Raw genomic sequence first — 25,854 nt, forward strand, 5'->3', positions numbered from 1 at the left:
GGGCGTTAACCCAATGTTAGGGGACACGCAAACGCGCGATCAAGGGATTCAGAAGCCTTTGTTTTCATAGGCATTCAGTGCGACTTTTCTGCCCTCATCCGCGGCTACTACCGGGGCGGGAAATGCGTCTTTCGGGGTCATCTTCCAGCTTAGCGGGATGGCGTCGAAATAGGAAAGCGCCTGCGCGCTGGGATGGGATCGGCCTTCGGCAATCCAGCGGCTGACGTAGTCCCGGTTCTTGTCAAATTTATCGAGTTGCGTGACCGGGTTGAACACGCGGAAATAGGGCGTTGCATCTGGTCCGGAGCCTGCGGACCACTGCCAGCCCATGGCGTTGCTGGCCGGGTCCCAATCGACCAGACAGTCTTCGAACCAATCCATGCCGATCTGCCAATGGGTCAGCAGGTGCTTGGTCAGGTAGCTCGCCACGATCATGCGCCCGCGGTTGTGCATCGTGCCGGTGACGTACATTTCGCGCATCGCGGCATCGACAAACTGGATGCCGGTGCGCCCTTGCTTCCAGGCCATGACGGCGGGGGCATTCGGATCCCGATGCCAGGGAAAGGCATCCCAGGCTTCCTTCCAGTTTCCCGTCAGCAGATGCGGCGTGTGGTGCATCAGATGGTAGGCGAACTCGCGCCAGACCAACTCCTTGAGAAAGGTCTCGGCGCCCTTCTTGCCCTCCTGCCGCGCCCGCTGTCCGGCGTGCCAGCATTGGTGCGGGCTGATCTCTCCGAGGCTGAGGTTTTGCGACAGGCCGGAGGTGCCATCGACGCCGGGCAAATCGCGCGTTGTGTCATAGCCATCGACGATCCGGTCCACAAACATCGCCAGCCGGGTCTGCGCCGCCTGCTCACCCAACCGCACATGCGGGCGGACAATCTCCGCACCGCGATCCATCGCTTTGCCCATCTGCCAATCAGAAAGCGTGTCACTTTCTGGCCAGTTGGATGGCGCGGGTAGGGTTGCGGGCGCAGGCAGGGGTGGTTCGACCTCGCGCGTCTTCACCATATTCCAGAACGGCGTATAGACCTTGTAGAAACCGCCCGTTTTGGTTTCGACCGTCCAGGGTTCGAACATCAGGTGGCCGCCGAAGGATCTGGCCTCGACCCCCTGTTCTTTCAACGCGGATTTCACGCCGGTATCGCGCGCAACGGCAGCCGGATCATAGAGCCTCGACCAATAAACCGCACTGGCGCCGGTCTCGCGTGTGAGTGCCTGAAGTTGCTCAAGCGCATCGCCTTGGCGCAGGATCAGGCGGCTGCCCTTTGCGCGCAGGCTTTGGTCAAACGCCTCCAGCCCCAGCCCCAGCCGCCATTTCGGCGCGGCCCCCAGAGCCTGTACTGTATCATCATGGATGAACACCGGGATCACCGGTCGCCCGGTCGCGCAGGCCGCGTTCAGGGCCGGATGATCGCTCAGCCGCAGGTCGCGGCGAAACCAGACAAGAATGGGAGATGAGCTCACGCAGTGCGGCCTTCACGTTTCATATTGAGGGCTACGCAAGCCAGCGGGCTTTGGATCACCGTCAAGGATCATAACTCTGCGTCAAGTGCGCCCAAGAGCTGATCTATTTCATGCGGCGCCGTGTAGTGGGTGAAGCTGAGCCGCAGCACGCCCGTGCCGTCATCCACGCCCATCGCGTTCAGCACCCGGCCCGCGTAGAAATCCCCGCCACCTGCCATGATGCCGTGCGAAGACAGCTTGGCGGCAACCTCTTCGCCGGGCCGGTTCAGCGCCAGCGCCACCGTGGGGGCCCGGTTGCCTGCGTCCGCAGGTCCGATCAGGCGCACGGAGTTTCTTGACGTCACCGCCTCCAGCAACGGGGCCAGCAGCTCTTTTTCATGGGCGCGCATCAGATCATGCACAGCCTGCCCCCGTGCGCTTGGGTCTGCGTCCTGGTCAAAATGATGCGCATAGAGCGCGTCGATGTAATCCGCCATGCCTGCACAGGCCGCGACTTGTGCGTGATCCGGCCCCGCGGGGGTGAAGCGTTTATAGAGGCTGTCACCGTTAAAATGATGCCCCTGATTGGGCAGCAGATTTCCCAAAGTCCGCCGCATCACCATGATGCCCTGGTGCGGCCCGTAGGTTTTATAGGCGGAGAACAGATAGATGTCCGGACCCAGACGCCCCACATCGGGCAACCCGTGCGGCGCATAGGAGACCCCGTCCACGCAGGTGAAAGCGCCCGCGGCATGGGCCAGCGCGGTAATTTCCGTGACCGGGTTGATCTCCCCCACAACATTGGAGCAATGCGGGAAGCAGACCAACCGTACGCTATCGTCCAGCAGGTCTTCGAGGTCTTCGGGGTTGAGGTGCCCGGTCTCCGGATCCACCTGCCATTCGCGGATGTCCAAACCCCGCGCCGCGAGCCTGCGCCACGGTCCGGAGTTTGCCTCATGGTCCTGATTGGTCACCACGATGGCCTCGCCGGGTGCCATCATCTCGGCAAAGGCCTGCGCCAGCACGTAGGCGTTCTGCGTGGTAGAAGGGCCAAAGCTCAACTCATCACTCTCGACGCCCAGGATGGCTGCCAGCCGTTGCCGGGCTTCGTCCATTTCCGCGCCTCCCAAACGGCTGGCGGGATAGGGCGCGTAGGGTTGCACTTTGCGCTCATGGTAGAACCGAGTGAGGCGGTCGATCACCGGCGCGCAGGTATAGGACCCCCCCGCGTTTTCAAAGAATGCCTGCCCCTGAAGGGAAGCGGTTTCAAAGGCGGGGAACTGGCCGCGCACGAAGTCAATATCTAGTTTCATGGCCGCAAGGTCCCCTGACGCGCAGGACAGGTCAAGAACTCAATCTGCCTCGACGCCGCGTCAACCACCGTCAAAAGGCGTCGTTTATTTGCATTTTGTGTCGCGCCCCGGCCACTCAAACCCCAGGACCGTTGTCACACTCGTATAACGGGTGGTTGACCACCCGCCACCAAATGACCGGCGACTGGGAGGCAATGGGCACGTTTGGAACGCCCCCCAATGCCACGGTCAGACACAAATGACGGCCCGCCAAGATGGCCGCGTTTCAACAGAGGAACCCTGGAATGTCTGTAAAACCACCGTTTACGGATCTTGAGATCAATACTCAGGATGCCGGTTTCTATGAAGGCTATAGCCTTCCCATCGCGCTGATCTCGAAAGTCAGCATGGTGCTTTTGGTCCTTTGGGCCCTGGTCTTTCCGGCGGGTGCCGGGGCGATGCTCTCTTCGATCAACAGCGCGCTGCTGCTGTCTTTCAACACCTTCTATATTCTGTCGGTTGGCGTTTTTGCATTTTTCCTGATCATCATTGCCTTAATCCCATCCACCGGCAGCCGTGTGCTCGGACCTCAGGGGCAAAAGCCGGAGTTCACCAATTTCTCCTGGTTTTCGATGATGTTCGGCGCCGGTCTTGGCGTCGGCCTGATGACCTTCGCGACGGCTGAGCCGCTGGGCCTCTGGGGCTCCAACCCCATCGTCGTTGCTGGCGAGGTGACCGGCAATACGCCTGAGGCATTGAAATCAACCTTTCGCTACACCTTCCTGCACTACGGGTTTCACGCCTGGGCCATCTATGTGGTGACGGGTCTCAGCCTCGCCTATTACGCCTACACACGTGGCATGCCGCTGACGATCCGCTCCGCCCTGACCCCGTTGATCGGGCGTTTCGCCAATGGATTTTTCGGCCATATCATCGATGTTCTGGGCGTGGTGGCCACAATCCTCGGCGTCTCGGTGACCATCGGTTATGGCGTCAGCCAATTGGTTGACGGGGTCTATTCGATCACCGGCATGGAATGGATGATGGACAGCACCGGCGACACACCCGTTCCCGCCAAGGCAGGCCTGATCGCAGCCCTCGTCGTGATCATGGGCATGTCGATCATCTCGGCGGTATCAGGTGTCGGGCGGGGGGTGAAATACCTCTCCAACCTCAATCTGGTGCTCTCTCTGATCCTGCTGCTGACCTTTGTGATCTTCGGCTCCTTCCTATTCGCGCTGACCACCTATGCGACGGCCCTGGTCGATTACCTTCTGGCTTTCGTGAACCTCAGTTTTGAAGCCTACACCCCGCTCAGCGAAACAGCCTTTGCCACAGCAGCACCTGCCACGGTGCAGGCGCTGCCCGCTGAAGAACTGGGGGCGGTCTATAGTGCCGCAACCGATCCCTGGGGCTCGCTTGAGGGTTTCACCGGCGGTCTGGAAGGGGCCGCAGCAGCCCTGCCCGCGGCCGACCTCGAAGCCGCCTACGATACCGGTGCCCAGGGTCGGCTTTTTGGCTGGCAGGCCGGGTGGACGACCTTCTACTGGGCCTGGTGGATCGCCTTCTCGCCCTTCGTGGGTCTGTTCCTTGCGCGGATTTCCAAGGGCCGCACGGTGCGGGAGTTCGTGCTGGGCGCAGTGATCGCGCCGGCGCTTGTGTGTTTTGCCTGGATGACCATCCTTGGGGGCACCGCGATCGATCTGGAGATCAACGGGGCCGCAGAAGGGGCCATCATCGGGGCGTCCAACTCGGCAAAGCTGTTTGTGACGCTTGAAAACATGCTCTCGGGCGGTTTCCTGCATGGGATCATCATCATGTGCGTGGTGCTGATCATGACCTTCCTCGTGACCTCCGCAGATTCTGGCATCCTGGTGATGAACACGATCATGTCCGGTGGCGCCGAAGAAACCGGCGTCAAGCATCGCATCATCTGGGGCGTTATCCTGACGCTGGTGATCGGTACCCTGCTGCTGGCGGGCGGCGGTGGCCTTGGCGCGCTGCAAAACGCGATGATCATCGGGGCGCTGCCCTTTACCATGGTCATGGTGCTGATGGTGGCCGCGCTGATCAAGGCGCTCTTCAACGATGGACGCCGAGATAAAGCCGGGGATGCCTCGGAGGCCGAAGCGCAGCCTGCAGAGTAAGATCTGCTCAAGAAACGGCACAGGGCGCCTGTATCTTCGGGCGCCCTTTTTTACTTACCGCCCTGCCCCGCTAGCCTCGGCGGTTTCATCCTTTTGTTGAAGTCGGCGGATTGCGAAGTCAGGTTGGAAAGCGCAGATCGCACCTGGCGCTCAGATCGGCGCAACGGGGTCAGATCAGCGCCTGGCCATCGGCAAAGACCTGCGACCACTGCTTGATCTCTACCCGATCCCTCAGACCGGTCGGCCAGAACGGATCGGCATGCACCAGCGCCCATGCGGCGTCAGTGCTTTCCACATCGACCAGCCAGAGCCCGCTTTTGATCTGCCCGTCTCGTTCTTTCAGCGGGCCTGCGGCGTGGATCTGGTCCTTATGATCACCCAGAAACGCCAGATGCGCTGCCATATATTTTGCGCGCAGGTCGGGTTCTGCGGTTTCGTTGTCATGAAAATGAACAATAAAGAGCATCGCTGCCTCCTGGATATCGCGCGCAGTATCGATCTGCGGATATGCATTTACAATTCAGATGAATGCAGTAGATATCTGCAAATATGCAGTCCCTGCCTTGGAATGATCTTCGCATTCTGCTTACGCTCGCCCGCGCGCAATCCCTCTCGGGCGCTGCGACGCTTCTGGGTGTCGACGCCACCACCGTGTCGCGCAGGCTCAAGATGTTGGAAGACGGGGTCGGTGTCGCCCTGCTGATACGGAACCGAGATGGCACGGTTGGCCTTACCGAAAGCGGGCAAACGCTGGCAAATCACGCCGATGCGATGGAACGCCATGCTATTCAGGCGGAGACCGCACTGGGTCAAGACACGGTGCTCAGCGGCACGGTCAGGCTGACGGCGTCCCCATTTTTACTCAACCGGTTTGTCATTCCCCACCTTTCGGGTTTTACCGCCGCCCATCCCGCGCTTCAGGTCAGCCTTGTGCCAGACAATCGCAACCTCAGTCTCACGCGCAGAGAGGTTGATCTGGCGATCCGGTTTGGCGAGCCCAAAGAGGGCGGTGACGCGGTGCTCACGCAGCGGTTGGGTCGGGTCATGTTTTCCGCCTTTACGGCGACAGGGTTCACAGATGTGCCAACGGGCGACCGTCCCTGGCTGGGCTACGAATCCATCGCACGGCATTTGCCGCAGGCGTCCTGGACCGAAATGCTGGCGAATGCTTCAGGTGGCAGGCTCTCCAGCCTGCTCATGCACGATCTTGAGGCCGCCTATGAGACCACCCTTCACATGCCCGTTCGCGCGGTACTGCCCGATGCGGTTGCGCGCAACGCGCCGCAGCTGAAGAGGCTTGAAGATCAGCTGGTACAGGAGATGTACCGCGATGTTTGGTTGATGCGGCACTGTGATACGCGCGGGGTGCCGCGTATGGAGGCCATGGTCGATTGGCTGACCCAAACGAGCCTGTTTGAATAGGGCTATGCGCTGATCTCAGCGCAGCGAGGTACTGTCCGAAAAAACCTGATCTGACGGCTTCTCTTGCACTCGGCGACCGGATTGCCGCACGGCAACGAATACCCTCTAGTGCAACCGCAGATATCTGGCTATTGATTCGGGTATGCGCATGTCCCTGCCCGTTCTAGCAAGTGTTCTGACCAAGCTTGTCTTGGTCTTTGCGTTGGTTTCAGTTGGGTTCGCGCATACCTTTAGCCGCGCAACGCTGTCGCCGGAACTTGCGGAATACGTTGCCGCGGGCGGATCGCTCGCCGACATTTGCGGTGAAATCGATGGACAGGGTCCGATGATGCCCACCGATTGTGAAGCCTGCCGCATCGTCGACAACCTCGCGCTGCCGCATCATGGTGGCCTCGCAACCCTGGCCGTTCTAGCAGAGACCCGAACGCTGGCCTTCGTCTCGAAACGCCTGCGTCAAAGTCAGGGTCTCGATCCGGCCCGATTGACCCGCGCGCCCCCTCAAGCCTGATCTGACAAAATCACAGTTCAAATGCGACCCTCCCGTCCCAGAGGCGGGTTACTGGCTTGGAGACCCCAAACATGACATCCCATACCGATGCGCTGCCCGATGGCACCGCAAACAAACTCTACTTCGCCGCCTGGCGCTGGCATTTCTACGCTGGCCTGTTCGTCATCCCCTTTCTGACCATCCTGGCGTTCACCGGCATGATGATGCTTTGGATTGCCTGGTTGGACGGGCGTGATGGCGAACGCACGGCGGTTGTGCCACAAGACAGCCCCACCCCGGTTTCGCAACAGGCGGACGCTGCGGTGGCCGTCGTGCCCGAAGGCGTTCTGAAGCAATACGTCGCCCCGCGCACGCATGATGTCGCCGCATTGTTCCGCGTCGACAGCCAGGGGGACGCGATAATGGTTGCAGTTGATCCGTTTACCGCCCACGTGATCGAGACCTTTCCCCGTCGCGCCGGGTGGTATGACTTCTTTGACGGCATCCACAGCGACCTGATGCTTGGCGTCACCGGGGACCGGTTCCTGGAAACCGCCGCATCGCTGACGCTGGTGCTGATTGCCACCGGCCTTTACATGTGGTGGCCGCGCGAAGCGGGCTGGCGCGCGGCGCTTTTGCCCACCGTTGCGCGTGGACGGTCGCTGTGGAAATCCCTGCACGGGGTTGTAGGCATCTGGATCTCGGTCATTTTGGTGTTTTTCCTTGTATCCGGCCTTGCCTGGGCCGGAATATGGGGAGGTAAAATTGTCCAGGCCTGGAGCCAGTTCCCGGCGGAGAAATGGGATGCCGTGCCGCTCTCGGACGACACGCATGCCAATATGAACCAAGCCCGGCGAGAGGTGCCTTGGGCGCTGGAGCTGACGCCAATGCCCGCCTCGGGCAGCGACGCGGGCGTTGCCGGGATCACCGGCACCGTGGTTACGATCGACAGCGTCGATGCGCTGGCGCGCGCGCTTGGGTTTGATGCGCGGTATCAGATGAACCTGCCGAGCGGAGATACCGGTGTCTGGACGCTGAGCCGCGATTTAATGAGCACCGACAGCACCGATCCGATGTCGGATCGCACCGTGCATGTGGATCAATACAGCGGGAACATTCTGGCCGATGTGCGCTACGAAGACTATTCGCTTGCGGGCAAGGCGATGGCCGTGGGCATTGCGCTGCACATGGGGACGCTGGGGTTGTGGAGCGTGCTGGCAAACACGCTGGTGTGCCTCTCCGTGCTGTTTCTCTGCGTCTCTTCTGTGGTGATGTGGTGGAAGCGGCGCCCCACAAGGGCTGGCCGTCTGGCAGCCCCGCCGATGCCCAAGGAGATGCCCGTCTGGCAGGGCGCGGTTCTCGTGGGTCTTGGGGTGTCGATGGCTTTCCCGATGGCCGGGCTGGCACTCTTGACCGCCCTTGCGGTCGACATGTTCGTTTTGTCAAAGCTGCCGAAGCTTCGCCATAGCCTGACATAAATGCGGCGGCGCAGCGTGCCCATGCGCTGCGCCGTTATCTTTGATTGAATATCCGTACTCCCTAAAAGGGGCAGGTTTCGCGCGATAGCGCACACCGCGTTCCAGAGCACGGTGCGCCGTCTCACGCTACTCACCGGCAATACACGATATCGCATCGCGGCAGCGCGCTGCCGACCCTCTCAGGCGTTCACATCAACGACGACGCGGCCCTTGATCTGCCCTTTCAGGATATCGCCGCCAAGCTTCGGCAGGTCGTCCAGCGTCGCAAGCATCACCATCGCCTCAAGCTTGTCCATCGGCAGATCAGACGCGATCCGCTGCCAGGCGCGGACACGGTTTTCATAGGGTTGCATCACGGAATCGATGCCCAGCAGGTTCACACCCCGCAGCAGGAATGGAATGACGGTTGCAGGCAGCCCCGCCCCCCCGGCGAGACCAACAGCCGCAACAGACGCGCCGTATTTCATCTGCCCCAAAACACGGGCCAGCATGGCACCGCCAACGGCGTCCACACAGCCTGCCCAGGTTTCCGCCTCAAGCGGGCGTTTGACGGTCTCGTTGATCTCTTCCCGCGCGACAATCTGGCTGGCGCCAAGAGAGTTCAGATAATTTGCCGTCTCCGGCCGCCCGGTGACACCGGCCACCTCATGCCCCAGTGCCGCCAGTAACGCCACCGCAACCGACCCGACACCACCGGCAGCGCCGGTCACAAGCACCGGACCATCTCCGGGTTTCAACCCGTGATCTTCCAACGCCATGACCGACAGCATCGCCGTGAACCCTGCGGTGCCCACTGCCATGGCCGCACGCGTGTCCAGACCTTCGGGCAACGGCACTAGCCAATCCGCCTTGACCCGCGCCTTTTGCGCATAGCCCCCCCAATGCATCTCGCCCACGCGCCACCCGGTCAGCACCACCTTGTCACCGGGCTTGTAGCGGTCATCGTCCGACGCCTCGACCGTGCCCGCAAAATCGATCCCCGGCACATGCGGATAATTGCGCACCAAACCGCCGCCGGGGCCAATGCACAGCCCATCCTTGTAGTTCACCGTGGAAAACTCGACCGCAACGGTCACATCACCCGCAGGCAATTGCGCAACCGTCATCTCCTCGACCGCAGCAGACGTTTTGCCGCTTTCCTCATCCTTGTTCACCACAAGTGCCTTGAACATCACGTCTCCATTCCGGGGGCTGTCCCCTGTTTCTTCTGGCTTAAAATATCCCCGCCGGAGGCTCCGACGGTCCCGCAAAGGCTACGCCCAGAACCCGGGCTGTACGGTCGCCACGCGCATACCATCCGGTGTCTCAACTTCCAGTTTCGTGCCGCTGTCCCAATGGGTCATCCGCACCATGCCGATGGCGACATTGGTGGCAAAATCGGGGCTCCAGATCGCGGAAGTGATCTGACCCACGCGGCGTCCACCCCCGTAAAGTGGCCAGATCCGATCACAAAGCGGCACCGCGTCACCCTCAATGGCAATCGCCTGCACCTGCTGCACCGGCCCTTCCTTGGCCACCCTCAGCAGCGCGTCCCGACCAATACAGCCAATCGCCGTCTGCGTGTCGCAGAACCGCCCCAGGCCGCATTCATGCGGTGTGTTGTCGTCGGTCATATCGTTGCCGTAAGACAGCAACCCGCCCTCGATGCGTTCGATGGCATTGGGGCAACCTGCACGGACATTCAGATCTTCGCCAGCGCGAAAAAGCGCATGCCAAAGCGGCATCGCCAGATCGCTGCCCTCAACGTAGATCTCAAACCCGCCCTGCTTGGAATACCCTGATCGCGCAACCACCAGTTCGCGGCCTTCGAACTCAAAAAGACCAAAGCGGAAAAACCGAACGTCGCGGATGGTCTCGCCAAAGATGCGCGCCATCAGATCTTCGGCCTTGGGCCCTTGCACAGCAAGTGGCGAGACATCGGGCTCGTCGATCAGCACATCGAGCCGGTAGCCATTCGCGATCCCCTTGACCCAAAGCAGCAAATCGCTGTCGGCAATCGAGATCCACCAACGGTCTTCGGCAAGCTTTACCGCCACCGGATCGTTCAGCATGCCGCCGGTTTCATCAACAATGGGCACGTAGAAACAGCGCCCGGGCAGCATGCTGCGCAGGTCACGCGGCGTCAGCATCTGCATCAGCCGCGCCGCATCGGGCCCGCGCAACTCCACCTGCCGTTCCACGGAGACATCCCAGACCTGCACATGGTTTTTCAGGTGGTGATAATCCGCCTCCACGCTCTCGAACATCGTCGGCAAAAGCATGTGATTGTAAACCGTATAGGCTTTGACACCAGCTGCTTCCACACCTTGGGAAAACGGCGTGCGGCGCAGCCTGCGCGAATGAGAAATCAGCGCCATCTCAGGCATCCTCCGGCATAAAGGCCAGATCCGTCACCGGCGCCTTCTGCCCCATCGCCGTCAGCATGGCATGGATCTGGCCGCGGTGGTGCGTCTGATGGTTGAAGAAATGCACAACAGCAGCTGTCATCGGCGTCCGCATCTCGCGGCCCAAGGTCGCTGATGACCAGATGAGATCTTCGCGCAAGTCCAAGGCCCGCAACCGGTCGGCCCATTGGGATATCCGACCATCCATGCGAAACCGGTCCGCCGCCCAGGAGGCGATGGTCGGGTGCAGCGTTGCATGCTCCTTGGCAGGGACAGCCGGGGGGGCCACCGATGCATCAAACCGGCTCATCCAGATCGTATCCCCCCAGAGCAGATGGTTCGCCGTGGCCAGCAGCGAGCCGAAGAAAGCGCCGCGATCCTTTGTCAGTTCTTCAGGCGATAGGGCCTGCAGCACCGGCGTCAACTGATCGTTCTGCCAGCGATTGTAGCGCGCCATCGTCTGTGCGTAGGCCGGATCGATCACGGTTTGGGGCCTTTCCAATCAATCGGACAGATCTCCGCCGATTTTCCGCCGAAATCCCAGACCCGACCGTAGTCGCGCACCCGGCTTTTGAGACCGGTGGCGGCGATGATGTCCGGACCCATCCAGTATTTCGAATTGCTCACCATCACCGGATGCTCCGGGTCCTTGCCCGCGACCATTTCAATCTCGCCCTGAATCTTGCGCCCGATCATGATGCTGCGCCGGTTGCCGTCGCGCACGATCTCCACCGGCGCCCGCTCGGCGCCGATGATCTCGCTCACCAGCATGGTGAAAAGCCCTGTGGTCCCGCCAGCCGCGCCCGAGAAGATCTGCAAAATCCCGTTGTAGGCCTTGCCGGTGGCGCGCTCATCCACATAAGCGGCCACCTTCCAGTTCCCCTCACCCATACGGCCCGGTATGTCGACCAGCAGCCCGATGTTCAGGCCGGCAAGGTCTTCGCCTTCATAATGCCCCTCATCAATGGCAATCGCCATCCAGGCATGGCAGTGGCCTTCCGTGGGTGGATGCGCCCCCAGTGATACGACGCAGGGGCAAAACACCGTGCAGGAGCAGTTCAGAAAGAGCTCGCCCTTGATCGCCCAGTCGGTCGGGCTGGTCTGCCGCCGCTTGGGGTTCGGCATCCGCTGATCAATCCGCTGGCTGATCGGCAGCTTATCGGCATCCGCCTTTTTGTTCCGCGCCATTTTCTATCCTCCTATCATCACTGCAAGCCCCGCAAGGCACAGTAAAATTCCCATCGGCTTTGTCACCACGTGGCCAATCTGTGGCAGTTTCTCAATGACCATGAAAAGCGTGGCTAGCCCCATCCAGGCGAGGTTCATCACCCCGCCGACAAAGCCCAGTGCCATGAAACCCCAGCAGCAACCGACGCAAAACGCGCCGAGCCCCAGCCCCATCCGCACCCCGCCCGCAAAGCTGGTACGCCAGTGTCCCAGAAAATACATCGCGGGGGCGTGACAAACACCATGGCAGATTTCCTTGGCGCGGGTAAACTGAAAAAGCCCTACGACCAGCAGCAAACCGCCGCCCACCCAGGGGCTTCGGGCAATGCCCAGCATGTCGATCACACCGCCAAAAAGGAGTGCCAGCTGCGCGCCGGTGATCGCCGCAGCAAAAACCACCCAGACGATGAAGTACCCCAGCAGCACGCCCAGCCACCCAGGCCTTGTGCCATTGGCGCTGATCATCAGGTCCTCGTAGGCGCGCAGGGTCGGCACCAAGGTCGGCAGCATCATCGCCGCCATCATGATCGCCCACATCCAGAACAGAGGGCCGAAATTGGCCATCGGCATATACATGGGCATTCGCGGGTCCATCGCAGCCATCGCCGCGCCCATCTCACCGGGACGCCCCAGCAGGTCGAGATCCATGTCCAGGCTCATGGTGTACATGACCCACCACGCCGCCAGAATGGCAGCGAAAAAGCTCAGCCAGAGAGTGGATCGCATCAAACCGTGCAAGGGGTGAGTCCTTCTTCCTTGCCATTCAAATGCCAGACATTTAGAAATCGAGCAAACACTAATTGTAAGACATATGAAAATTGACCCCGACAACCCCGCCGACCTCTCCGCACAGATTGCCGCGGCCATTCGCGACGCAATTGTCGATGGCACGTTGATCGTCGATGAACGCCTGCCGTCGGAGGCGGAATTGTCTGAGCAATTCGAGGTCTCGCGCCCCACGGTGCGCGAAGCGTTAAAGCGGCTGGCAGCGCAATCGCTTATCCGCACGCAACGCGGGGCCACGGGCGGCGCTTTTGTAAATCGGTTGAGCTTCGAGGCCGCCTACCCCCAGCAGATCACCACCTCAACGCTTTTGCTGAGCATGAACGCGGTGAGTTTTGGCACCGCTTGCGAGGCGCGATACGCGTTGGAACGGGCCTGTGCGCCGCTCTCCGCGGATCGGCGTTCGGCCGACCATCTCGCAACCATGCGCGCCGAAATTCACCGGCAAGGCCAGCCGGGCCTGACGGATGAGGCCTTTTGCGCTTCCGATGTGGCGTTCCACCGTGCGCTGGTCGATGGTGCGGGAAACCCGGTGCTTAGTTACCAGTTGGCCGGTGCCGTCGAAGCCATGCAGCCCCTGATGAACATGATCACCTTCACCGCCCGCGACCGCGCCCGGATCATCGCGCTGCATACCGATATTGCCGATGCGATCGAGACACAGGATGGGGTTGCAACCAGTGCGGCCCTGACGGCGTTGGAGGCGGAAACCCAAACGCTCGCTGCAAGCGTTTTTGCATCCCGTGCTGCCCGGTCCTGACGTCCGCATGCGCCGAATGCCGCCAGCCTGAACTGGCAACCTCCGCAAGAGTTTGCCGTTCCTGCAGCGGTTGGGTTTAAACCGCGAGCTACCTGCCCATGTCTGTTTCACAACAGCCGCATCTGCGGCGATATGAAAGGCAGGCACCCGATGATCACAGTCGAATTCACCACGCCGATCTCCAATGCGAGACGCGGAGCATTTACCCGATCCGCAACGCGGTGGGATACATTGATCGAAACCGGGTTTGACCCCGTCACCCTGGACGGGCGACAATTGAACGGGCTGCTGATCGAAGCCTCGATCGAACCCATTGACGGTGCCAGCGGCGTTCTTGGTCAAGCCGGGCCGACCGTTTTGCGCCCGGATACAGAGTTGCCTGTCGCCGGGATCATGCAATTCGACACGGCGGATGTGGCGCGGTTGGAGGCCGAAGGCAGTTTCGAGGATGTGGTGCTGCATGAGATGGCCCATGTCCTGGGGTTTGGCACACTTTGGGCGCGGTCGGGTCTGGTGCAGGCCAGCGGCACCAATGATCCGCGCTTTATCGGTCCTGTGGCCACGCGGGAATATAGCGCGCTTGGCGGCACGGGCGAAACGGTCCCAATCGCCAACACCGGTGGCGCCGGCACCCGCGAAGGCCACTGGCGCGAGCTGATCTTTGGTGATGAGCTGCTGACCGGGTTCCTCTCCGGCGCGCAACGGCCGATCAGCCGCCTGTCCGTCGCATCGTTTCAGGATTTGGGATATGATGTGGACCTGAGCGTGGCGGATGATTTCACCCTGCCCTCCTTTCGCGATCTGGCCGAAATGGGCATCACCGAAGCCGTGCGGGTATGCGATCTGTGCCGCATGGGCCGACCTGAACCGGTTGTGCTGCAATAGCGGCGCGGGGCAGTAGCTCTTGTCGGCCCGGTGATGTGCGACTACGTGACAGGGCATGACTGACACATTGAATACGCTCGCCTGCTTGCTGACCATCGCATTCGGCCTGTTTGGGTTTCTGGCCCCCCGCTACACCGCGGCCACGCTGGATTTGGAGACCACCACATCGACCATGGGTCTCAGTGAGATGCGCGCTTCGGTGGGCGGGCTTTTTGTGATCTCCGGGTTTGCCGCGCTCTGGCTGGACAATCCCGTTGCTTATCTGATGATCGGTTTTGCCTTCACCGGTGCCGCCCTCGGGCGCGTGCTGTCGTTGATTTTTGACAAGCCGCCCGTGGTCAAAGTGCTGATCTTCGGCGGTATTGAGGCGGCGCTGGCCACAGCACTTTTCATCGCGAACCCACTCTGACGCGCTGTCATTTGCGAAAAACACTGCTGGAACGTGTTGAGCGTGACCATGTCGCACAATGCCTGGTCACATTAAGAAAGCTTCTTTAGATTATGATTTACAAAGCTATTTATCAGACCTGCCCACCAAAGACGTAAAACACACGCCCGCCGCTTCCCCCTTGAGATTTCCCCACCACTCGCTTATGTCAAAGAGGTCCTTTGGGACTATGGACATAAACGCGCTCGTAATAAGCGGATCGGACCCGGGGGCGGTACCCGGCGGCTCCACCAACATCCTTCATTTGGGGATCATGGGGCCGAAACAGGATCGACGAACGTCTAAAGGGGTTTGCTTTGTCTCGGCTGTCTGCCACCGTTATCGGCGAAACATGTACAATTGCAAATGACAATCGTGCTCCAGTAGCAATGGCCGCGTAAGCGACCTGAGATACTGAAACCTAACTCCTTGCGTTTAGCGACGTAAGGCGGGGTTCGCAGGCACCTGGCAACAGAAGCCTGCACTTTCCTCCCGCTGCCGGACTGTTCCCGTTAAGGTTTTCGCAAGAGCTTGAGTGATAGCTTTTGGCCTGTAAATGTCCCGGGGGACTGTTTTGACCAAAGCTGAAATCCTAAAACAGTGGTACAAGGAGGTCTGGGAGGATGGCAAACTGGATGTCATCGAAGACTATTTTGTTTCCGAACCCCATAATCAGTACATCGTCCCGAACTTCGGGATAGAACCCGCCGAAATCCGCGAGTGGGTGAGCGTGTTGCGCAGTTTCGTGACCGACATCAAGGTCACAATTGTACATAGCATCGAAGAGGGTGACTGGCTGAGCGCGATGCTCGAAATCCGCTGCCTGAATGCGCTTTCGGGACAGCCGGTCAAGGTCTATCAGCAGATCATGCTGCGGTTTGACGGGCCCCTGAAGGCGGAAAGCTATCCATCCTTCGACTTCATCCGCTTTTTCGAGCAGCTAGGTCAGCTGCCGGAAAACACCCATGCGCTGCTGCTTGGTGGCACCAAACTGGAATGACCCCTTTCTGTTATTGACGATCCGTTGGCTTCTGTGCCACCTCTGTGCACATGGGGAGTTCGCGATCGCCCCGTGAGGCTCAGGCCCAAGTATCGCATCCTGTTCGTCTGACAAAAGGATGCATTCATGGCTCAATTTGCCTCTATTTCTCCCGCTTCGCTCATGCGCCTGATCGGGACGCCAAACGCGCCCGAGATCATCGATGTCTGCCTGCAAGAGGACTTTGACAACGACCCCTATCTGATCCCCACGGCGCGCCGGTGTCCCCACATATCTATAGAAGACCGGGTGCCGGAACTGGCGGGCAAACGCGTCGTCGTTGTCTGTCAAAAGGGGCTCAAGCTCAGCCAGGGGGCCGCCGCGCTGCTCAGAGCCCATGGCATTGGCGCCGAAGTGCTCGAAGGGGGAAACATGGCCTGGCGCGCTGCCGATCTGCCCCGGGTGCCGGAGGCTGCGCTTCGCCGCACCGGGCCGCATACGCGTTGGGTCACCCGGCACCGCCCCAAGATTGACCGCATCGCCTGCCCCTGGTTGATCCGGCGATTTGTCGACCCTCACGCGCAGTTTCTGTTTGTGCCGCCTTCCGATGTCGCGGCTGTTGCGGAGAAATTCGATGCAACGGCTTTTGATATGCCCGACGCGCCCTGGACCCACGCAGGCCCGCTGTGCACATTCGATGCAATGGTCGAAGGCTTCGGCTTGCGCTCCCCGGCTTTGGATAAAATGGCGCGGGTCATTCGGGGCGCGGATACCAACAAGCACGCCTTGGCACCGGAATGCGCCGGATTGCTGGCGCTCTCTGTCGGCTTGTCGCGCGCCCATGCCGATGATCAGGCGCAACTGGACGCCGGAATGGTGATCTATGACGCGCTTTACCGCTGGGCCCGTGATGGTCAGAATGAAACGCACGATTGGCAGGAGGACGCGGCATGACGGCCCCCTCCTTGCAGGAATTAACGCGCGTTTTCGGACGCATTGGCCTCCTGTCCTTTGGCGGGCCTGCAGCGCAGATCGCGCTGATGCATCGCGAATTGGTGGAAACCCGCGCCTGGCTGAGCGAAGACGGCTTTTTGCGCGCCCTGTCGCTTTGCATGCTTCTGCCGGGCCCGGAGGCGATGCAACTGGCCACCTATGCCGGGTGGCGTCTGCGCGGCACCCTGGGTGGTCTGATCGCGGGGCTGCTTTTTGTCATTCCGGGCGCTCTTGTCATTCTGGCGCTGGCACTTGGCTACGCGCTCTATGGGCAGGTGCCGCTGGTGCAGGCTGCTTTTGAAGGGATCAAGGCGGCGGTCATCACCATCGTGCTCCAGGCCTTGATGAAGGTTTCAGGCAAAGCCCTGACAACCCGGTCGGCATGGGCACTGGCGGGAGCCGCCTTCGTGGCGCTGTTTGTTTTTGGTCTGCCGTTCCCGCTGATCATCGCCGCCGCAGCGCTCTACGGCGCAGTGACGCAAAACGCGGCCCCAACCGACACCGCGATACCGCCAAGCGCGCCGCCCCGCACCCTGGTGACCTGTTTGATCTGGGGCAGCCTCTGGGCCCTGCCCGTCCTGATCCTCTGGATCACCAAACAGACCTTCCTGACCCAGATCGCGCTTTTCTTTTCAAAGCTCGCCGTGGTGACATTTGGCGGTGCCTATGCGGTTCTGGCTTATATGACCCAGACGGTAGTGCAGGATTTTGGCTGGATCACCACGGCGCAGATGATCGACGCGCTGGGGCTGGCGGAGACCACACCCGGCCCCCTCATTCTGGTCACGGAGTTCGTGGCCTTGCTTGCCGGATTTGCCCAGGGCGGCATCGGCCTCGCCCTCGCGGCGGGGGCCATCGCGCTCTGGGTGACTTTCACGCCGTGTTTTTTGTGGATCTTTCTGGCGGGCCCCTATCTCGACAAGATATCTCAAAAGCCCCGTCTCTCTGCGGCCCTATCCGCCATCACGGCGGCGGTTGTCGGCGTCATTCTTAACCTTGCGATCTGGTTTGCGATCCATGTGCTTTTTGCCGATGTCGGCACCGCGGCCTGGGGAGCGATGCCGGTTCCTGAGTTTGCATCGATGAATTTCGCGGCACTTGGCCAGACCATTCTGGCCGCCGGTCTGCTGCTGGGGCTGAAACGCGGCATGGTCGAAACGCTGGCGTTTATGGCACTTACGGGTCTCGCGCTCAGCTTCCTCTGAGCCTGCGCCGATTTCCGCATGCAGCCTCTTTCCTCCACGCGGGAATCGGCTATGCTTCCCTTAATGGACCCCGGACAGCTCAGAGGATCACGATGAGCCGCAGCATTGATTATGGTAACCTGATGCATGAGGCCATGCGCGGCCTCATCAAGAAGGTGCTTGAGGATGTGTCGGCGAATGGTCTGCCCGGAGCGCACCACTTTTTCATCACCTTCGATACCAGCCACCCGGATGCCGAATTGGCCGATTGGCTGTCTGACAGATATCCCGGTGAAATGACCGTGGTGATGCAGCATTGGTATGACAATCTGGATGTGGGAGAAGACGGGTTTTCCGTTACCTTGAATTTCGGAGATGCCCCGGAACCGCTCTATATTCCCTATGACGCGATCAAGACCTTTGTCGATCCCTCCGTGGAGTTCGGTCTGAGGTTCGAGACACAGGAAGAGGAAGACGAAGCCGCGCCCGGCACGGAAGTATCGACCATCCCGACCGCGCCCGTCCCCGCGGTGAAGCCTCCCGCCAAACCGCCGGTGACGGTTGAGGAAACTGCCAAGGACCCAGCGAAGGACGCAGAGATCGTATCGCTGGACAGCTTCCGCAAATAACGATCAAGCGGTCAGGCCAGATCCGGACGACGCTGCTGATCTACTGTTTTTCCAGAAATGTGGATACCGTGCGCTGGATCGTGCCGTTGCGCACACTTTGGTACTCCAGTTGCAACCCGCCGTCGGCCAATGTTCTGTTGAACTGCTGGATTTCATAGCCGCCATCCTCGGCCACGAAGAGCGAATATACGCTCAGCGTATCACCGTCGATGCGGCTCCAAACGTAGGGCTCTCCCTTCATCGGGTCGAGCTGCACATCATGTCCAAAGACATTGCGCTTCATCGCCGAGGCGAACACATCACCGCGATCAGAGGGCACAAATTCGATGGAATAGGATTTTTCCTTGCTGGATCCGTCCGGTCGATAGGTGGTCGAGGTCCAGTTGACCTTGAAACCATCATCGGTTTCGAAAATCTGCACGCTCATATCGCGTTGCCGCTTGCTGCCATCGGCGGATTTTACGGCCGCTGACCCCTCGTAGCTGCCAACAAAGCGCGCAATGTCAGCCTGAGCCAGGGTCGCGCAGACCATAAGCCCCGCCGCCAGAACCATACGTGCCGCAAACCAACTGAGCATTCGATGGTCTGAAATCATTTCGGCGGTCCTTTTTGAGCGCGGGGGCGCAAATTTGCGGGTTGAGACGAGCTTCTTGCACCTATCAAGATAGCATCGCGGGGCGTCTATTCAACGGCGCATTGCGGCATGAGCGCTTTCATGTGCTTGAAAAAGCTCATGCCGCAACGCGTTTTGACCAAGAGCATGTTGCACCGCGCAGGCTGCAACGATACACCGCAGTTAGCTTCAGAATACGGATGATATCATGTCTCAGACCCGCACCGAAACCGATAGCTTTGGCCCGTTGGAAGTTCCTTCCGATAAATACTGGGGTGCTCAGACACAGCGGTCGATCATGAATTTCCCCATCGGGTGGGAGAAACAACCCGTCGCGGTGGTGCGCGCGCTTGGCGTGATCAAGCAGGCCTGCGCACAGGCCAATATCGAACTGGGCAAGCTCGACGCAGAGCGCGGCAACGCCATCGTTCAGGCTGCAGGCGAAGTGGTCGCGGGCAAGTTCGACGACAACTTCCCGTTGGTTGTCTGGCAGACGGGTTCGGGCACCCAGTCCAACATGAATGCCAATGAGGTGATCGCCAACCGCGCCATCGAGATCATGGGCGGCGAGATCGGCTCCAAGGACCCGGTGCACCCCAATGACCATTGCAACATGGGGCAATCCTCCAACGACACCTTCCCCACGGCGATGCATATCTCCACCGCAATGACCGCGCGGGACGTGCTGCTGCCGGGTCTGGAAAAGCTGCACGGCGCATTGCAGGCCAAGGTCGCGGAATTCGACGGCATCATCAAGATCGGGCGCACACATACCCAGGACGCGACACCGCTGACCCTCAGCCAGGAGTTTTCCGGCTATACCCATCAGGTCGCGATGGGCATCCAGCGGGTGAAGGACGCGTTGGGGCGTATTTACGAGCTGGCGCAGGGCGGCACCGCGGTGGGCACCGGGCTCAACACCACCAAGGGGTGGGACGTGACGGTGGCGGCCAATATGGCCGAGATCACCGGCCTGCCCTTTGTCACCGCGCCCAACAAGTTCGAAGCGCTGGCCGCGCATGACGCGATGGTCGAAATCTCTGGTGCGCTGAAGGTCGTGGCCGCTTCGCTTTTCAAGATCGCCAATGACATTCGCCTGCTGGGCTCCGGCCCCCGCTGCGGTCTGGGCGAGTTGGTGTTGCCGGAAAACGAGCCGGGGTCTTCCATCATGCCCGGCAAGGTCAACCCCACCCAATGCGAAGCGCTCACGCAGGTCTGCGCCCATGTTTTCGGCAATGACGCCGCCGTGGGATTTGCAGGCAGCCAGGGGCATTTCGAGCTGAACGTCTATAAACCCATGATGGCCTATAACGTGTTGCAAAGCATGCAGCTTCTGGGCGATGCCGCCTCGGCCTTCACCGACAATCTGGTGGTGGGGCTGAAGGCCGATGCGGACCGGATTGAACGGCTGATGCGCGAATCCCTGATGCTGGTCACGGCGCTTGCACCCGAGATCGGCTATGACAACGCGACCAAGGTTGCGAAGACCGCGCATAAAAACGGGACCACGCTGAAAGAAGAAGCCATCGCACTTGGGTTTGTCGATGCCGAAACCTTCGAACGTGTGGTGCGCCCGGAAAACATGATTGGCCCGAAATGAGCACGCCTGTGAACCTCAATAAGGTCCGCAAAGAGCGCAACCGCGCGTCTCGCAGGGCGCGCGCAGATGAGAACGCGGTGAATTTCGGCCAGACCAAGGCGCAAAAGGACCTGCTGAAGGCGAAGGCGGAGAAAATCGCCCGTAATCTGGATGCGCATAAGCGGGAGACATGAGCGGCCGCCCGGTGAAACACTCGGTGACCCTGAAAGGTCACCGGACGTCGATTTCACTTGAGGATGAATTCTGGCATGCGCTGCGCGCGCTCGCAGACCGAAAGGCGCTGCCAATCAATGTGTTGATTGCAGAAATAGATGTTGATCGCGGAAGCGCCATGGGTCTGGCCTCCGCGATCCGCGTGCATATTTTGCGCGATTTACAGCAGCGATTGGCAGAAGCTCAGATCGACGCCCGGTAGATCTTGTCGATATTACCGCCCAGTGCCGCACCGAATTCAGCATCGCTCATTTTCACGTTTAACCCTTCGGTGAGCGCCCGGCTGAAGCTTGCGATCATGTGCTTGTTGTCCGCCAGCTTGGCCGAGGCCACATCGGTCGAATAGCCGCCCGAAAGCGCCACCACACGCAACACGCGCGGATGTGCCGCCAAGCCATCGTAAAGCCCCGGCTGGTCCGGCAAGGTCAGCTTTAGCATCACATCAACACCGTCATCCAGTGTATTGAGATGTTTTGCAATTTCCGCCTCCAGCAGCGCTTCGGCCTCGGCCTTTGTCTCGGAATGGATGTTCACCTCCGGCTCCAGGATCGGCACAAGGTCTGCGGCAATCACCGTGCGGGCCACCTCAAACTGCTGTGCCACGATATCCGCGATGCCCTTGGCGTCCGCGTCATGAATGACCGAACGTTCCTTTGTCCCGAAAATGCCCTTGGATTTGGCAACCTTCAGGGTGTCCTCCAGCCCCGGCATCGGCTTGAGGATTTGCACCCCATCGGCCTGTTCCTCCAGACCCTTGTCAATTTTCAGGAAGGGCACGATGCCGCGGTCGCGCCACAGCAATTCAGCCACAGGTGTGTCGTTGATTGTGTCGTGCATGGTCCGTTCGAACAGGATTGCGCCGATCACCTTCTCGTTGGTGAAGTCATCCGCCAGAATGATCCGGGCGCGCATGTCATGCATGGCGCGGAACATTTCCTCGTCACCAGAGTAATCCGTTGGCTCAACGCCATAAAGGCCGAGCGCTTTGGGGGTTGAGCCGCCGGATTGGTCCAGGGCCGCAATAAACCCCGCCCCGGATTTCATTTGGTTTCGCATCGCGTTCTGGTCTGACATGATCGAATTTTCCTTCTGATTCCGCCCCTTGGCCATTCCTTAAAACAGAAGAACGGCAGATGGTACATGTTAGCGCCGGACAATGCGCAACCAGATGCCGTCGCGCGCCCGGACGGTCAGATGTGCAACCGGTATCGGCGGGGGGCGGTCCGTCAATTCGACCCGTAGATCGCGCAGAGTATAGGCCAACATCATGACCCCTTCGATCATCGCAAACCCGGCGCCCGGGCACACGCGCGGCCCTTCGCTGAAGGGCATATAGGCATCGCGGGCGCAATTTTTGCCATTCTCCGTCTCCCACCGCTCAGGCTGAAACGCATCCGGCGCGTCCCACAGGCGGTTCTGCCGGTGCAGATGCCATTGGCTCATCACCACCTGCGCACCCTTTTTCACGGGCCTGTTGCGGAAGGTTTCCGGGCCTTGCGTCTCGCGCACCATCATCGGCACCGGCGGATAAAGCCGCAGCGTTTCACGAAAGACGTCGCGGGTGATCTTCAGCTGCGACAGTTGCGAAAAATCGCTGAGGTCCGCCGCGCGCGCTTCTTCCGCCACCCGATCCTGCCACTCCGGGTAAAGCGCCAGCAGATAAAGCGCCCAGGCCAAGGCCGAGGCGCTGGTTTCATGCCCGGCAAGGAAGAAGATCGCCACCTGATCGACCATTTCATCAACATCGAAGGTCTCGCCGGTTTGCGGGTCGCGGGTTGTCATGATCTTGGTGGCGAGGTCGGGCGGTGCTGTGCCGGCATCAATCTCCGCCTGCCGGTCATCTGTGATGCGGTGGATCAGCGTCCGGATGCGCGCCGCACTTTGCCGGGTCACCTTTTTGTAACCGCGTGGCATCCAATCCGGCAGGGGCAGAAAAGCGGCAAGGTTAAGGATGGGCTGGCTGCGCTGGTAGGTGCGAAATGCCTCAAACACATCCCGCGCGATCTCAGTGTCTATCGGCATCGAAAACAGCGTTCGAAAAATCACGTCTGCGGCGGCGTGGCTGGTTTCAACCTCGATTTCGATCTCATCGCCCGTGTGGTCCGCAAATCGCGCGGCAGCAGCCTCAGCGGCGGCACAGATCGACGGGAATGTCTCCCGCAACCGCCCCCCCTCGAAGGCCGGATCGATTATGCGCCGCTGCCGTTGCCAGGTATCCCCATTGGTCAGGAAAACCGAATTGCCCAGCAGGGGCCGCAGCCCGGACCCGACCCGATCAGATTTCGGGAAATCCATCGGTCGGTCCTTGAGAAAGGTTTTGATCAGGTCGGGATCGTTGACCATATAGCTGCGGAAAAACGGCGTGCGAAACTCTGCCATCCACGCCCGATAAAGCCGCTCCGGCTGCGCCGACAGGATGTCATGGCGAAAGAGGCGCATGTACTGCCAGAGCGTGACGCGATCCACGCGGCTTGGGGGTTTGGGTGGCAGCGTCATGGGCCGACCGAGGTGAATTTGCTGACGGAGTCTTCGATCCGGGAGCGCGATGCGGGCCGGTTCGCATAGCGTTCGCGCAGGGTGATTGGACCACCCGTGATCTGGAAGTAGTCGTAATCCTTGGGCTGATCGAAAGCACAGAGATACTGGAAATGCAGGCGGAAAAAGCGCCATCTGAGCGCCCGCCACCGCGCGGGAGAGAGGCTTTGGGTAAAGGCTGCCGAAAACACCAGCGGCCAGCGTTTTTCCGATGTGGCCTGCCCGGACACGCTTACCGGATCGCAGAGCGCGAAAGAGCACCCGTCCCCAGGCGCCGAGACATCCACCCAGGTCAGCGCCTCTTGCTTAGACAGGAACCGCAGATCGCGCCGCAATTCATGCGCGTCGGGCAGGAAAGACACCATTGGCACCACCTGTCCCAGCGACAGAAAGGCAAGCTCTGGGCCATTGGGTGTATCACTTTGGGTGCGCAGCAAATCGGATAGCACGGTCACGGCGAGATGCGCACCGGAGGAGTGGCCGACGATAAGAACCTCGTCCACATCGCTCGCAAGGGCTTCTGAAATCCGGCCTTCGAAGCGGTTCAGACGGTTGGTCAATGCGCTGGGGTAGGCACCATGTTCAGATGCAGTGTGGGCGAAATCATGCATCAGGTAGTAGGCGAAAAACTTGCCGTCATGGGACCTGAATCCTCTGAGTAGAAAGGCCGCTGCCGCAAGCCCAAGAGCCAGTGAGAGGATAGATGCCAGAAATGGCGCCGCAACGCCCGATAGCGCCCAATGCATCACGGCGCTGACGCCCCAGAAAACCACACAGGCCGCTGCCAATTGTGCGATGAGCATCGCAACCGGATAGAGCGCCGCGATCACCGGCCCCTTGCGCAATCGCATCAGCCGCCAGAGGGCGCCAGTGGAAATGTAGATCCACGCCGTGCGGAGCATCGCCAGATAGGTCAGAACAATGGAATCGTGAAAGCTCTCCTGCACGAGGTCCGACCAGATCAGCACCTCAATCTCCGCCTGCACGGTCTGACCGTTGATGCCAGTTTGCACACGCCATCCGAAATCAGCGCCTTCAAGCGCGCCGAGCATTTCAAGATCATAGCCGGAAATAGCAGCCTGGGCGGCCCCTTCTTTGCGATAAAGCTCGCGGTACCGGCGCGGCGGGAAGGGGTCGTAGCCGGGGATATAGAAAACCTTGCGGCGTTTTACGCGTGCGTCAGACGTGCTGCCCATGACCAGACCTTATGCATCCCGGCAGCATCGCAGGGGTGACATACAGTCTAAGGGGATCAGCCCAGCAATGCCAAGGCCGGGAATTGTTCCAGCAGCCAATATGAGAAGGTGGTGAAGGCGCCGGTGACCATCGCCAGCCCTACGGCAATTAGCAAGGAGCCCATCACCCGCTCGATGGTTTTCATGTGACGCTTGAGCCGGTTCATGAGGCCCACGGCGCGGGTCATGAACATGGCGGCCAGCAGGAACGGGATGCCCAGGCCTGCAGCGTAGATGCCCAAGAGGAGCGTGCCCCGGCTGACCGAGGCCTCAGAGGCGGCCAGTGACAGGATCGCGCCCAGCTGCGGCCCGATGCAGGGTGTCCAGCCAAAAGCAAAGGCCAGACCAAGGATATAGGCGCCAAAGCTAGATCCGCCCTGATCACCCGCATCCAGGCGCGCTTCCTGATCCAGAAACGGAATGCGGAAGAGCCCCAGAAAATGCAGACCAAAGACAATGACCACAACACCGGACACCTGGGCAAAAAGCACCTGATTTTGCAGGAAAAACGCCCCGAATGCCGAGGCTGTGAAGCCGAGGATCAAAAACACCGTGCTGAGCCCGAGCACAAAGAACAGCGCCGATATCACCGCCCGCCGCCGGGCGACGGTCTCCCCCGACATTTCACCAATGGACACGCCGCTCATATAGGCCAGATAGGGCGGGACAATAGGCAGCACACAGGGGCTGAGAAAGCTGATGACACCGGCAAAGAGGGCCACAAGCATGGCAGGCAAAAGGCCTGCGTCGATGATCTCGATTCCAAACATGATCCACCCCTAACGGATAAGCCTTAACAGGTCACGCGCTCAGCAGTCACATCCTTGTGGACAGACTGAAACATCACGCTTATCTGAGGGTTATGGCCGATAGCAAATATGATCTCGATGCAACCGGGTTACTCTGCCCCCTGCCCGTGCTCAAGGCACGCAAACGCCTGCAGGCCCTGGCCATGGGGGAAGTGTTGACCATGCGCGCGGATGATCCTGCCGCTGTTGTCGATGTCCCGCATTTTTGCGCGGAGGCGGGCCATGCCTTGGTTTCCATGGAAAACGACGGCCCCGTGCAAATCTATGTGATCCGCAAATCCTGAAGATGTGAAAAAGGCGCGCCAATGTGGCGCGCCCTTTCGTTG

General features: G+C 60.3%; 28 protein-coding genes and 1 other RNA gene. 16 read left to right on the forward strand and 13 right to left on the reverse strand.

The genetic code is table 11. From position 1 onward, the window contains the following. Positions 1-48: 48 nt before the first annotated feature. Both Q1A20_RS18370 and Q1A20_RS18375 read right to left on the reverse strand, forming a co-directional pair. Positions 49-1,467 (reverse strand): deoxyribodipyrimidine photo-lyase, encoded by a 1,419-nt coding sequence (locus Q1A20_RS18370; RefSeq protein ID WP_299918040.1) that lies wholly within the window; start codon positions 1,465-1,467, stop codon positions 49-51. Positions 1,468-1,535: 68 nt separating this feature from the next. Then, positions 1,536-2,759, reverse strand: coding sequence for an aminotransferase class V-fold PLP-dependent enzyme (locus tag Q1A20_RS18375; protein ID WP_299409287.1), 1,224 nt, complete (start codon positions 2,757-2,759; stop codon positions 1,536-1,538). Between the two features lie 284 nt (positions 2,760-3,043). Here Q1A20_RS18375 and Q1A20_RS18380 point away from each other — a divergent pair, with 284 nt between their 5' ends. Beyond that, the gene (locus tag Q1A20_RS18380) at positions 3,044-4,885 is read left to right on the forward strand and encodes a BCCT family transporter (RefSeq protein ID WP_299918043.1); all 1,842 of its coding nucleotides are present in this window, start codon (positions 3,044-3,046) and stop codon (positions 4,883-4,885) included. Between the two features lie 169 nt (positions 4,886-5,054). Here the strand turns inward: Q1A20_RS18380 and Q1A20_RS18385 are convergent, their stop codons facing one another. Beyond that, entirely contained in the window at positions 5,055-5,351 is a 297-nt protein-coding gene (locus tag Q1A20_RS18385) for a YciI family protein (RefSeq protein WP_299918046.1), read from the reverse strand. An 83-nt stretch (positions 5,352-5,434) separates the two neighbouring features. On the opposite strand from Q1A20_RS18385, the gene Q1A20_RS18390 reads away from it, so the two are divergent. The 3 genes from Q1A20_RS18390 to Q1A20_RS18400 all read left to right on the forward strand — a co-directional run bounded on the left by Q1A20_RS18390 (position 5,435) and on the right by Q1A20_RS18400 (position 8,272). Continuing rightward, a complete protein-coding gene (locus Q1A20_RS18390) occupies positions 5,435-6,307 on the forward strand; it encodes a LysR family transcriptional regulator (protein WP_299918049.1) in 873 nt (290 codons plus the stop codon). Positions 6,308-6,455: 148 nt separating this feature from the next. Next, positions 6,456-6,815, forward strand: a complete 360-nt coding sequence (locus Q1A20_RS18395) for a hypothetical protein (RefSeq protein WP_299918051.1) — start codon at positions 6,456-6,458, stop codon at positions 6,813-6,815. A 71-nt stretch (positions 6,816-6,886) separates the two neighbouring features. Beyond that, complete coding sequence (locus tag Q1A20_RS18400; protein ID WP_299918053.1) at positions 6,887-8,272, forward strand: PepSY domain-containing protein; 1,386 nt, start codon at positions 6,887-6,889, stop codon at positions 8,270-8,272. A 179-nt stretch (positions 8,273-8,451) separates the two neighbouring features. On the opposite strand, the gene acuI is transcribed toward Q1A20_RS18400, so the two are convergent. From acuI to Q1A20_RS18425, 5 genes are all read right to left on the reverse strand, one after another. Then, positions 8,452-9,444: an acryloyl-CoA reductase gene (gene acuI / locus Q1A20_RS18405; RefSeq protein ID WP_299409296.1), complete on the reverse strand. Its 993-nt coding sequence runs from the start codon at positions 9,442-9,444 to the stop codon at positions 8,452-8,454. An 81-nt stretch (positions 9,445-9,525) separates the two neighbouring features. Continuing rightward, positions 9,526-10,629 carry a dimethylsulfoniopropionate demethylase gene (locus Q1A20_RS18410; protein WP_299409299.1) on the reverse strand — a complete coding sequence of 368 codons (1,104 nt, stop codon included), beginning with the start codon at positions 10,627-10,629 and terminating at the stop codon, positions 9,526-9,528. 1 nt (position 10,630) lies between these two features. Beyond that, complete coding sequence (locus tag Q1A20_RS18415) at positions 10,631-11,140, reverse strand: DinB family protein (RefSeq protein ID WP_299409302.1); 510 nt, start codon at positions 11,138-11,140, stop codon at positions 10,631-10,633. After that, positions 11,137-11,844 carry a DUF1326 domain-containing protein gene (locus tag Q1A20_RS18420; protein WP_299409305.1) on the reverse strand — a complete coding sequence of 236 codons (708 nt, stop codon included), beginning with the start codon at positions 11,842-11,844 and terminating at the stop codon, positions 11,137-11,139. The genes Q1A20_RS18415 and Q1A20_RS18420 overlap by 4 nt, the downstream gene beginning before the upstream one ends. Positions 11,845-11,847: 3 nt before the next feature. Beyond that, positions 11,848-12,609 carry a DUF2182 domain-containing protein gene (locus tag Q1A20_RS18425; protein WP_299409308.1) on the reverse strand — a complete coding sequence of 254 codons (762 nt, stop codon included), beginning with the start codon at positions 12,607-12,609 and terminating at the stop codon, positions 11,848-11,850. 85 nt (positions 12,610-12,694) lie between these two features. Between Q1A20_RS18425 and Q1A20_RS18430 the strand changes: the two genes are divergently transcribed. From Q1A20_RS18430 to Q1A20_RS18465, 8 genes are all read left to right on the forward strand, one after another. Further along, complete coding sequence (locus tag Q1A20_RS18430) at positions 12,695-13,426, forward strand: FadR/GntR family transcriptional regulator (RefSeq protein ID WP_299409311.1); 732 nt, start codon at positions 12,695-12,697, stop codon at positions 13,424-13,426. A gap of 150 nt (positions 13,427-13,576) precedes the next feature. Then, positions 13,577-14,311, forward strand: coding sequence for a leishmanolysin-related zinc metalloendopeptidase (locus Q1A20_RS18435; protein ID WP_298975575.1), 735 nt, complete (start codon positions 13,577-13,579; stop codon positions 14,309-14,311). Between the two features lie 55 nt (positions 14,312-14,366). Beyond that, on the forward strand, positions 14,367-14,720 hold the full coding sequence (locus Q1A20_RS18440; RefSeq protein WP_299409314.1) for a DUF4345 family protein: 354 nt from the start codon (positions 14,367-14,369) through the stop codon (positions 14,718-14,720). Positions 14,721-14,876: 156 nt separating this feature from the next. Continuing rightward, positions 14,877-15,224, forward strand: a transfer-messenger RNA (tmRNA) gene (gene ssrA, locus Q1A20_RS18445). Positions 15,225-15,312: 88 nt separating this feature from the next. Continuing rightward, positions 15,313-15,738, forward strand: coding sequence for an ester cyclase (locus Q1A20_RS18450; protein WP_299505004.1), 426 nt, complete (start codon positions 15,313-15,315; stop codon positions 15,736-15,738). A 126-nt stretch (positions 15,739-15,864) separates the two neighbouring features. Continuing rightward, positions 15,865-16,671 (forward strand): chromate resistance protein ChrB domain-containing protein, encoded by an 807-nt coding sequence (locus Q1A20_RS18455; RefSeq protein WP_299409317.1) that lies wholly within the window; start codon positions 15,865-15,867, stop codon positions 16,669-16,671. Beyond that, the gene (chrA, locus tag Q1A20_RS18460) at positions 16,668-17,915 is read left to right on the forward strand and encodes a chromate efflux transporter (protein ID WP_299918055.1); all 1,248 of its coding nucleotides are present in this window, start codon (positions 16,668-16,670) and stop codon (positions 17,913-17,915) included. The genes Q1A20_RS18455 and chrA overlap by 4 nt, the downstream gene beginning before the upstream one ends. A 92-nt stretch (positions 17,916-18,007) precedes the next feature. After that, on the forward strand, positions 18,008-18,523 hold the full coding sequence (locus tag Q1A20_RS18465) for an SspB family protein (protein ID WP_299409322.1): 516 nt from the start codon (positions 18,008-18,010) through the stop codon (positions 18,521-18,523). Positions 18,524-18,563: 40 nt separating this feature from the next. On the opposite strand, the gene Q1A20_RS18470 is transcribed toward Q1A20_RS18465, so the two are convergent. Beyond that, on the reverse strand, positions 18,564-19,100 hold the full coding sequence (locus Q1A20_RS18470) for a hypothetical protein (RefSeq protein WP_299409324.1): 537 nt from the start codon (positions 19,098-19,100) through the stop codon (positions 18,564-18,566). A 244-nt stretch (positions 19,101-19,344) separates the two neighbouring features. Here Q1A20_RS18470 and fumC point away from each other — a divergent pair, with 244 nt between their 5' ends. The 3 genes from fumC to Q1A20_RS18485 are packed head-to-tail and all read left to right on the forward strand — an operon-like array spanning position 19,345 to position 21,151. After that, a complete protein-coding gene (gene fumC, locus Q1A20_RS18475; RefSeq protein ID WP_299918058.1) occupies positions 19,345-20,736 on the forward strand; it encodes a class II fumarate hydratase in 1,392 nt (463 codons plus the stop codon). Then, complete coding sequence (locus tag Q1A20_RS18480) at positions 20,733-20,909, forward strand: DUF4169 family protein (RefSeq protein ID WP_299409330.1); 177 nt, start codon at positions 20,733-20,735, stop codon at positions 20,907-20,909. Before fumC ends, Q1A20_RS18480 begins: the two co-directional genes overlap by 4 nt. Then, entirely contained in the window at positions 20,906-21,151 is a 246-nt protein-coding gene (locus tag Q1A20_RS18485; RefSeq protein WP_299409332.1) for a ribbon-helix-helix domain-containing protein, read from the forward strand. The genes Q1A20_RS18480 and Q1A20_RS18485 overlap by 4 nt, the downstream gene beginning before the upstream one ends. Here the strand turns inward: Q1A20_RS18485 and Q1A20_RS18490 are convergent. From Q1A20_RS18490 to Q1A20_RS18505, 4 genes are all read right to left on the reverse strand, one after another. Next, entirely contained in the window at positions 21,133-22,023 is an 891-nt protein-coding gene (locus Q1A20_RS18490; protein ID WP_299918060.1) for a fructose bisphosphate aldolase, read from the reverse strand. The two genes, Q1A20_RS18485 and Q1A20_RS18490, sit on opposite strands and share 19 nt — an antisense overlap. A 69-nt stretch (positions 22,024-22,092) precedes the next feature. Continuing rightward, on the reverse strand, positions 22,093-23,445 hold the full coding sequence (locus Q1A20_RS18495) for a cytochrome P450 (RefSeq protein ID WP_299632441.1): 1,353 nt from the start codon (positions 23,443-23,445) through the stop codon (positions 22,093-22,095). Continuing rightward, positions 23,442-24,680, reverse strand: coding sequence for a hypothetical protein (locus tag Q1A20_RS18500; RefSeq protein ID WP_299918062.1), 1,239 nt, complete (start codon positions 24,678-24,680; stop codon positions 23,442-23,444). The genes Q1A20_RS18495 and Q1A20_RS18500 overlap by 4 nt, the downstream gene beginning before the upstream one ends. 56 nt (positions 24,681-24,736) lie before the next feature. Continuing rightward, positions 24,737-25,489, reverse strand: a complete 753-nt coding sequence (locus Q1A20_RS18505) for a cytochrome c biogenesis protein CcdA (protein WP_298975610.1) — start codon at positions 25,487-25,489, stop codon at positions 24,737-24,739. Positions 25,490-25,581: 92 nt separating this feature from the next. On the opposite strand from Q1A20_RS18505, the gene Q1A20_RS18510 reads away from it, so the two are divergent. Continuing rightward, positions 25,582-25,812 (forward strand): sulfurtransferase TusA family protein, encoded by a 231-nt coding sequence (locus tag Q1A20_RS18510; RefSeq protein ID WP_298975613.1) that lies wholly within the window; start codon positions 25,582-25,584, stop codon positions 25,810-25,812. Positions 25,813-25,854 lie beyond the last annotated feature (42 nt).

This window comes from uncultured Roseobacter sp. (genome assembly GCF_947501835.1).
GTDB lineage: Bacteria > Pseudomonadota > Alphaproteobacteria > Rhodobacterales > Rhodobacteraceae > Roseobacter.

Coding starts and splice junctions, on each gene's coding strand:
- Q1A20_RS18465 (WP_299409322.1), top strand. CDS start 18,008: ATGAGCCGCAGCATTGATTATGGTAACCTGATGCATGAGGCCATGCGC.
- Q1A20_RS18410 (WP_299409299.1), bottom strand. CDS start 10,629: ATGGCGCTGATTTCTCATTCGCGCAGGCTGCGCCGCACGCCGTTTTCC.
- Q1A20_RS18455 (WP_299409317.1), top strand. CDS start 15,865: ATGGCTCAATTTGCCTCTATTTCTCCCGCTTCGCTCATGCGCCTGATC.
- Q1A20_RS18485 (WP_299409332.1), top strand. CDS start 20,906: ATGAGCGGCCGCCCGGTGAAACACTCGGTGACCCTGAAAGGTCACCGG.
- Q1A20_RS18435 (WP_298975575.1), top strand. CDS start 13,577: ATGATCACAGTCGAATTCACCACGCCGATCTCCAATGCGAGACGCGGA.
- Q1A20_RS18420 (WP_299409305.1), bottom strand. CDS start 11,844: ATGGCGCGGAACAAAAAGGCGGATGCCGATAAGCTGCCGATCAGCCAG.
- Q1A20_RS18400 (WP_299918053.1), top strand. CDS start 6,887: ATGACATCCCATACCGATGCGCTGCCCGATGGCACCGCAAACAAACTC.
- Q1A20_RS18500 (WP_299918062.1), bottom strand. CDS start 24,680: ATGGGCAGCACGTCTGACGCACGCGTAAAACGCCGCAAGGTTTTCTAT.
- Q1A20_RS18480 (WP_299409330.1), top strand. CDS start 20,733: ATGAGCACGCCTGTGAACCTCAATAAGGTCCGCAAAGAGCGCAACCGC.
- acuI (WP_299409296.1), bottom strand. CDS start 9,444: ATGTTCAAGGCACTTGTGGTGAACAAGGATGAGGAAAGCGGCAAAACG.
- Q1A20_RS18380 (WP_299918043.1), top strand. CDS start 3,044: ATGTCTGTAAAACCACCGTTTACGGATCTTGAGATCAATACTCAGGAT.
- Q1A20_RS18495 (WP_299632441.1), bottom strand. CDS start 23,445: ATGACGCTGCCACCCAAACCCCCAAGCCGCGTGGATCGCGTCACGCTC.
- Q1A20_RS18395 (WP_299918051.1), top strand. CDS start 6,456: ATGTCCCTGCCCGTTCTAGCAAGTGTTCTGACCAAGCTTGTCTTGGTC.
- Q1A20_RS18375 (WP_299409287.1), bottom strand. CDS start 2,759: ATGAAACTAGATATTGACTTCGTGCGCGGCCAGTTCCCCGCCTTTGAA.
- Q1A20_RS18490 (WP_299918060.1), bottom strand. CDS start 22,023: ATGTCAGACCAGAACGCGATGCGAAACCAAATGAAATCCGGGGCGGGG.
- Q1A20_RS18385 (WP_299918046.1), bottom strand. CDS start 5,351: ATGCTCTTTATTGTTCATTTTCATGACAACGAAACCGCAGAACCCGAC.
- Q1A20_RS18425 (WP_299409308.1), bottom strand. CDS start 12,609: ATGCGATCCACTCTCTGGCTGAGCTTTTTCGCTGCCATTCTGGCGGCG.
- Q1A20_RS18440 (WP_299409314.1), top strand. CDS start 14,367: ATGACTGACACATTGAATACGCTCGCCTGCTTGCTGACCATCGCATTC.
- fumC (WP_299918058.1), top strand. CDS start 19,345: ATGTCTCAGACCCGCACCGAAACCGATAGCTTTGGCCCGTTGGAAGTT.
- Q1A20_RS18470 (WP_299409324.1), bottom strand. CDS start 19,100: ATGCTCAGTTGGTTTGCGGCACGTATGGTTCTGGCGGCGGGGCTTATG.
- Q1A20_RS18510 (WP_298975613.1), top strand. CDS start 25,582: ATGGCCGATAGCAAATATGATCTCGATGCAACCGGGTTACTCTGCCCC.
- chrA (WP_299918055.1), top strand. CDS start 16,668: ATGACGGCCCCCTCCTTGCAGGAATTAACGCGCGTTTTCGGACGCATT.
- Q1A20_RS18390 (WP_299918049.1), top strand. CDS start 5,435: ATGCAGTCCCTGCCTTGGAATGATCTTCGCATTCTGCTTACGCTCGCC.
- Q1A20_RS18505 (WP_298975610.1), bottom strand. CDS start 25,489: ATGTTTGGAATCGAGATCATCGACGCAGGCCTTTTGCCTGCCATGCTT.
- Q1A20_RS18430 (WP_299409311.1), top strand. CDS start 12,695: ATGAAAATTGACCCCGACAACCCCGCCGACCTCTCCGCACAGATTGCC.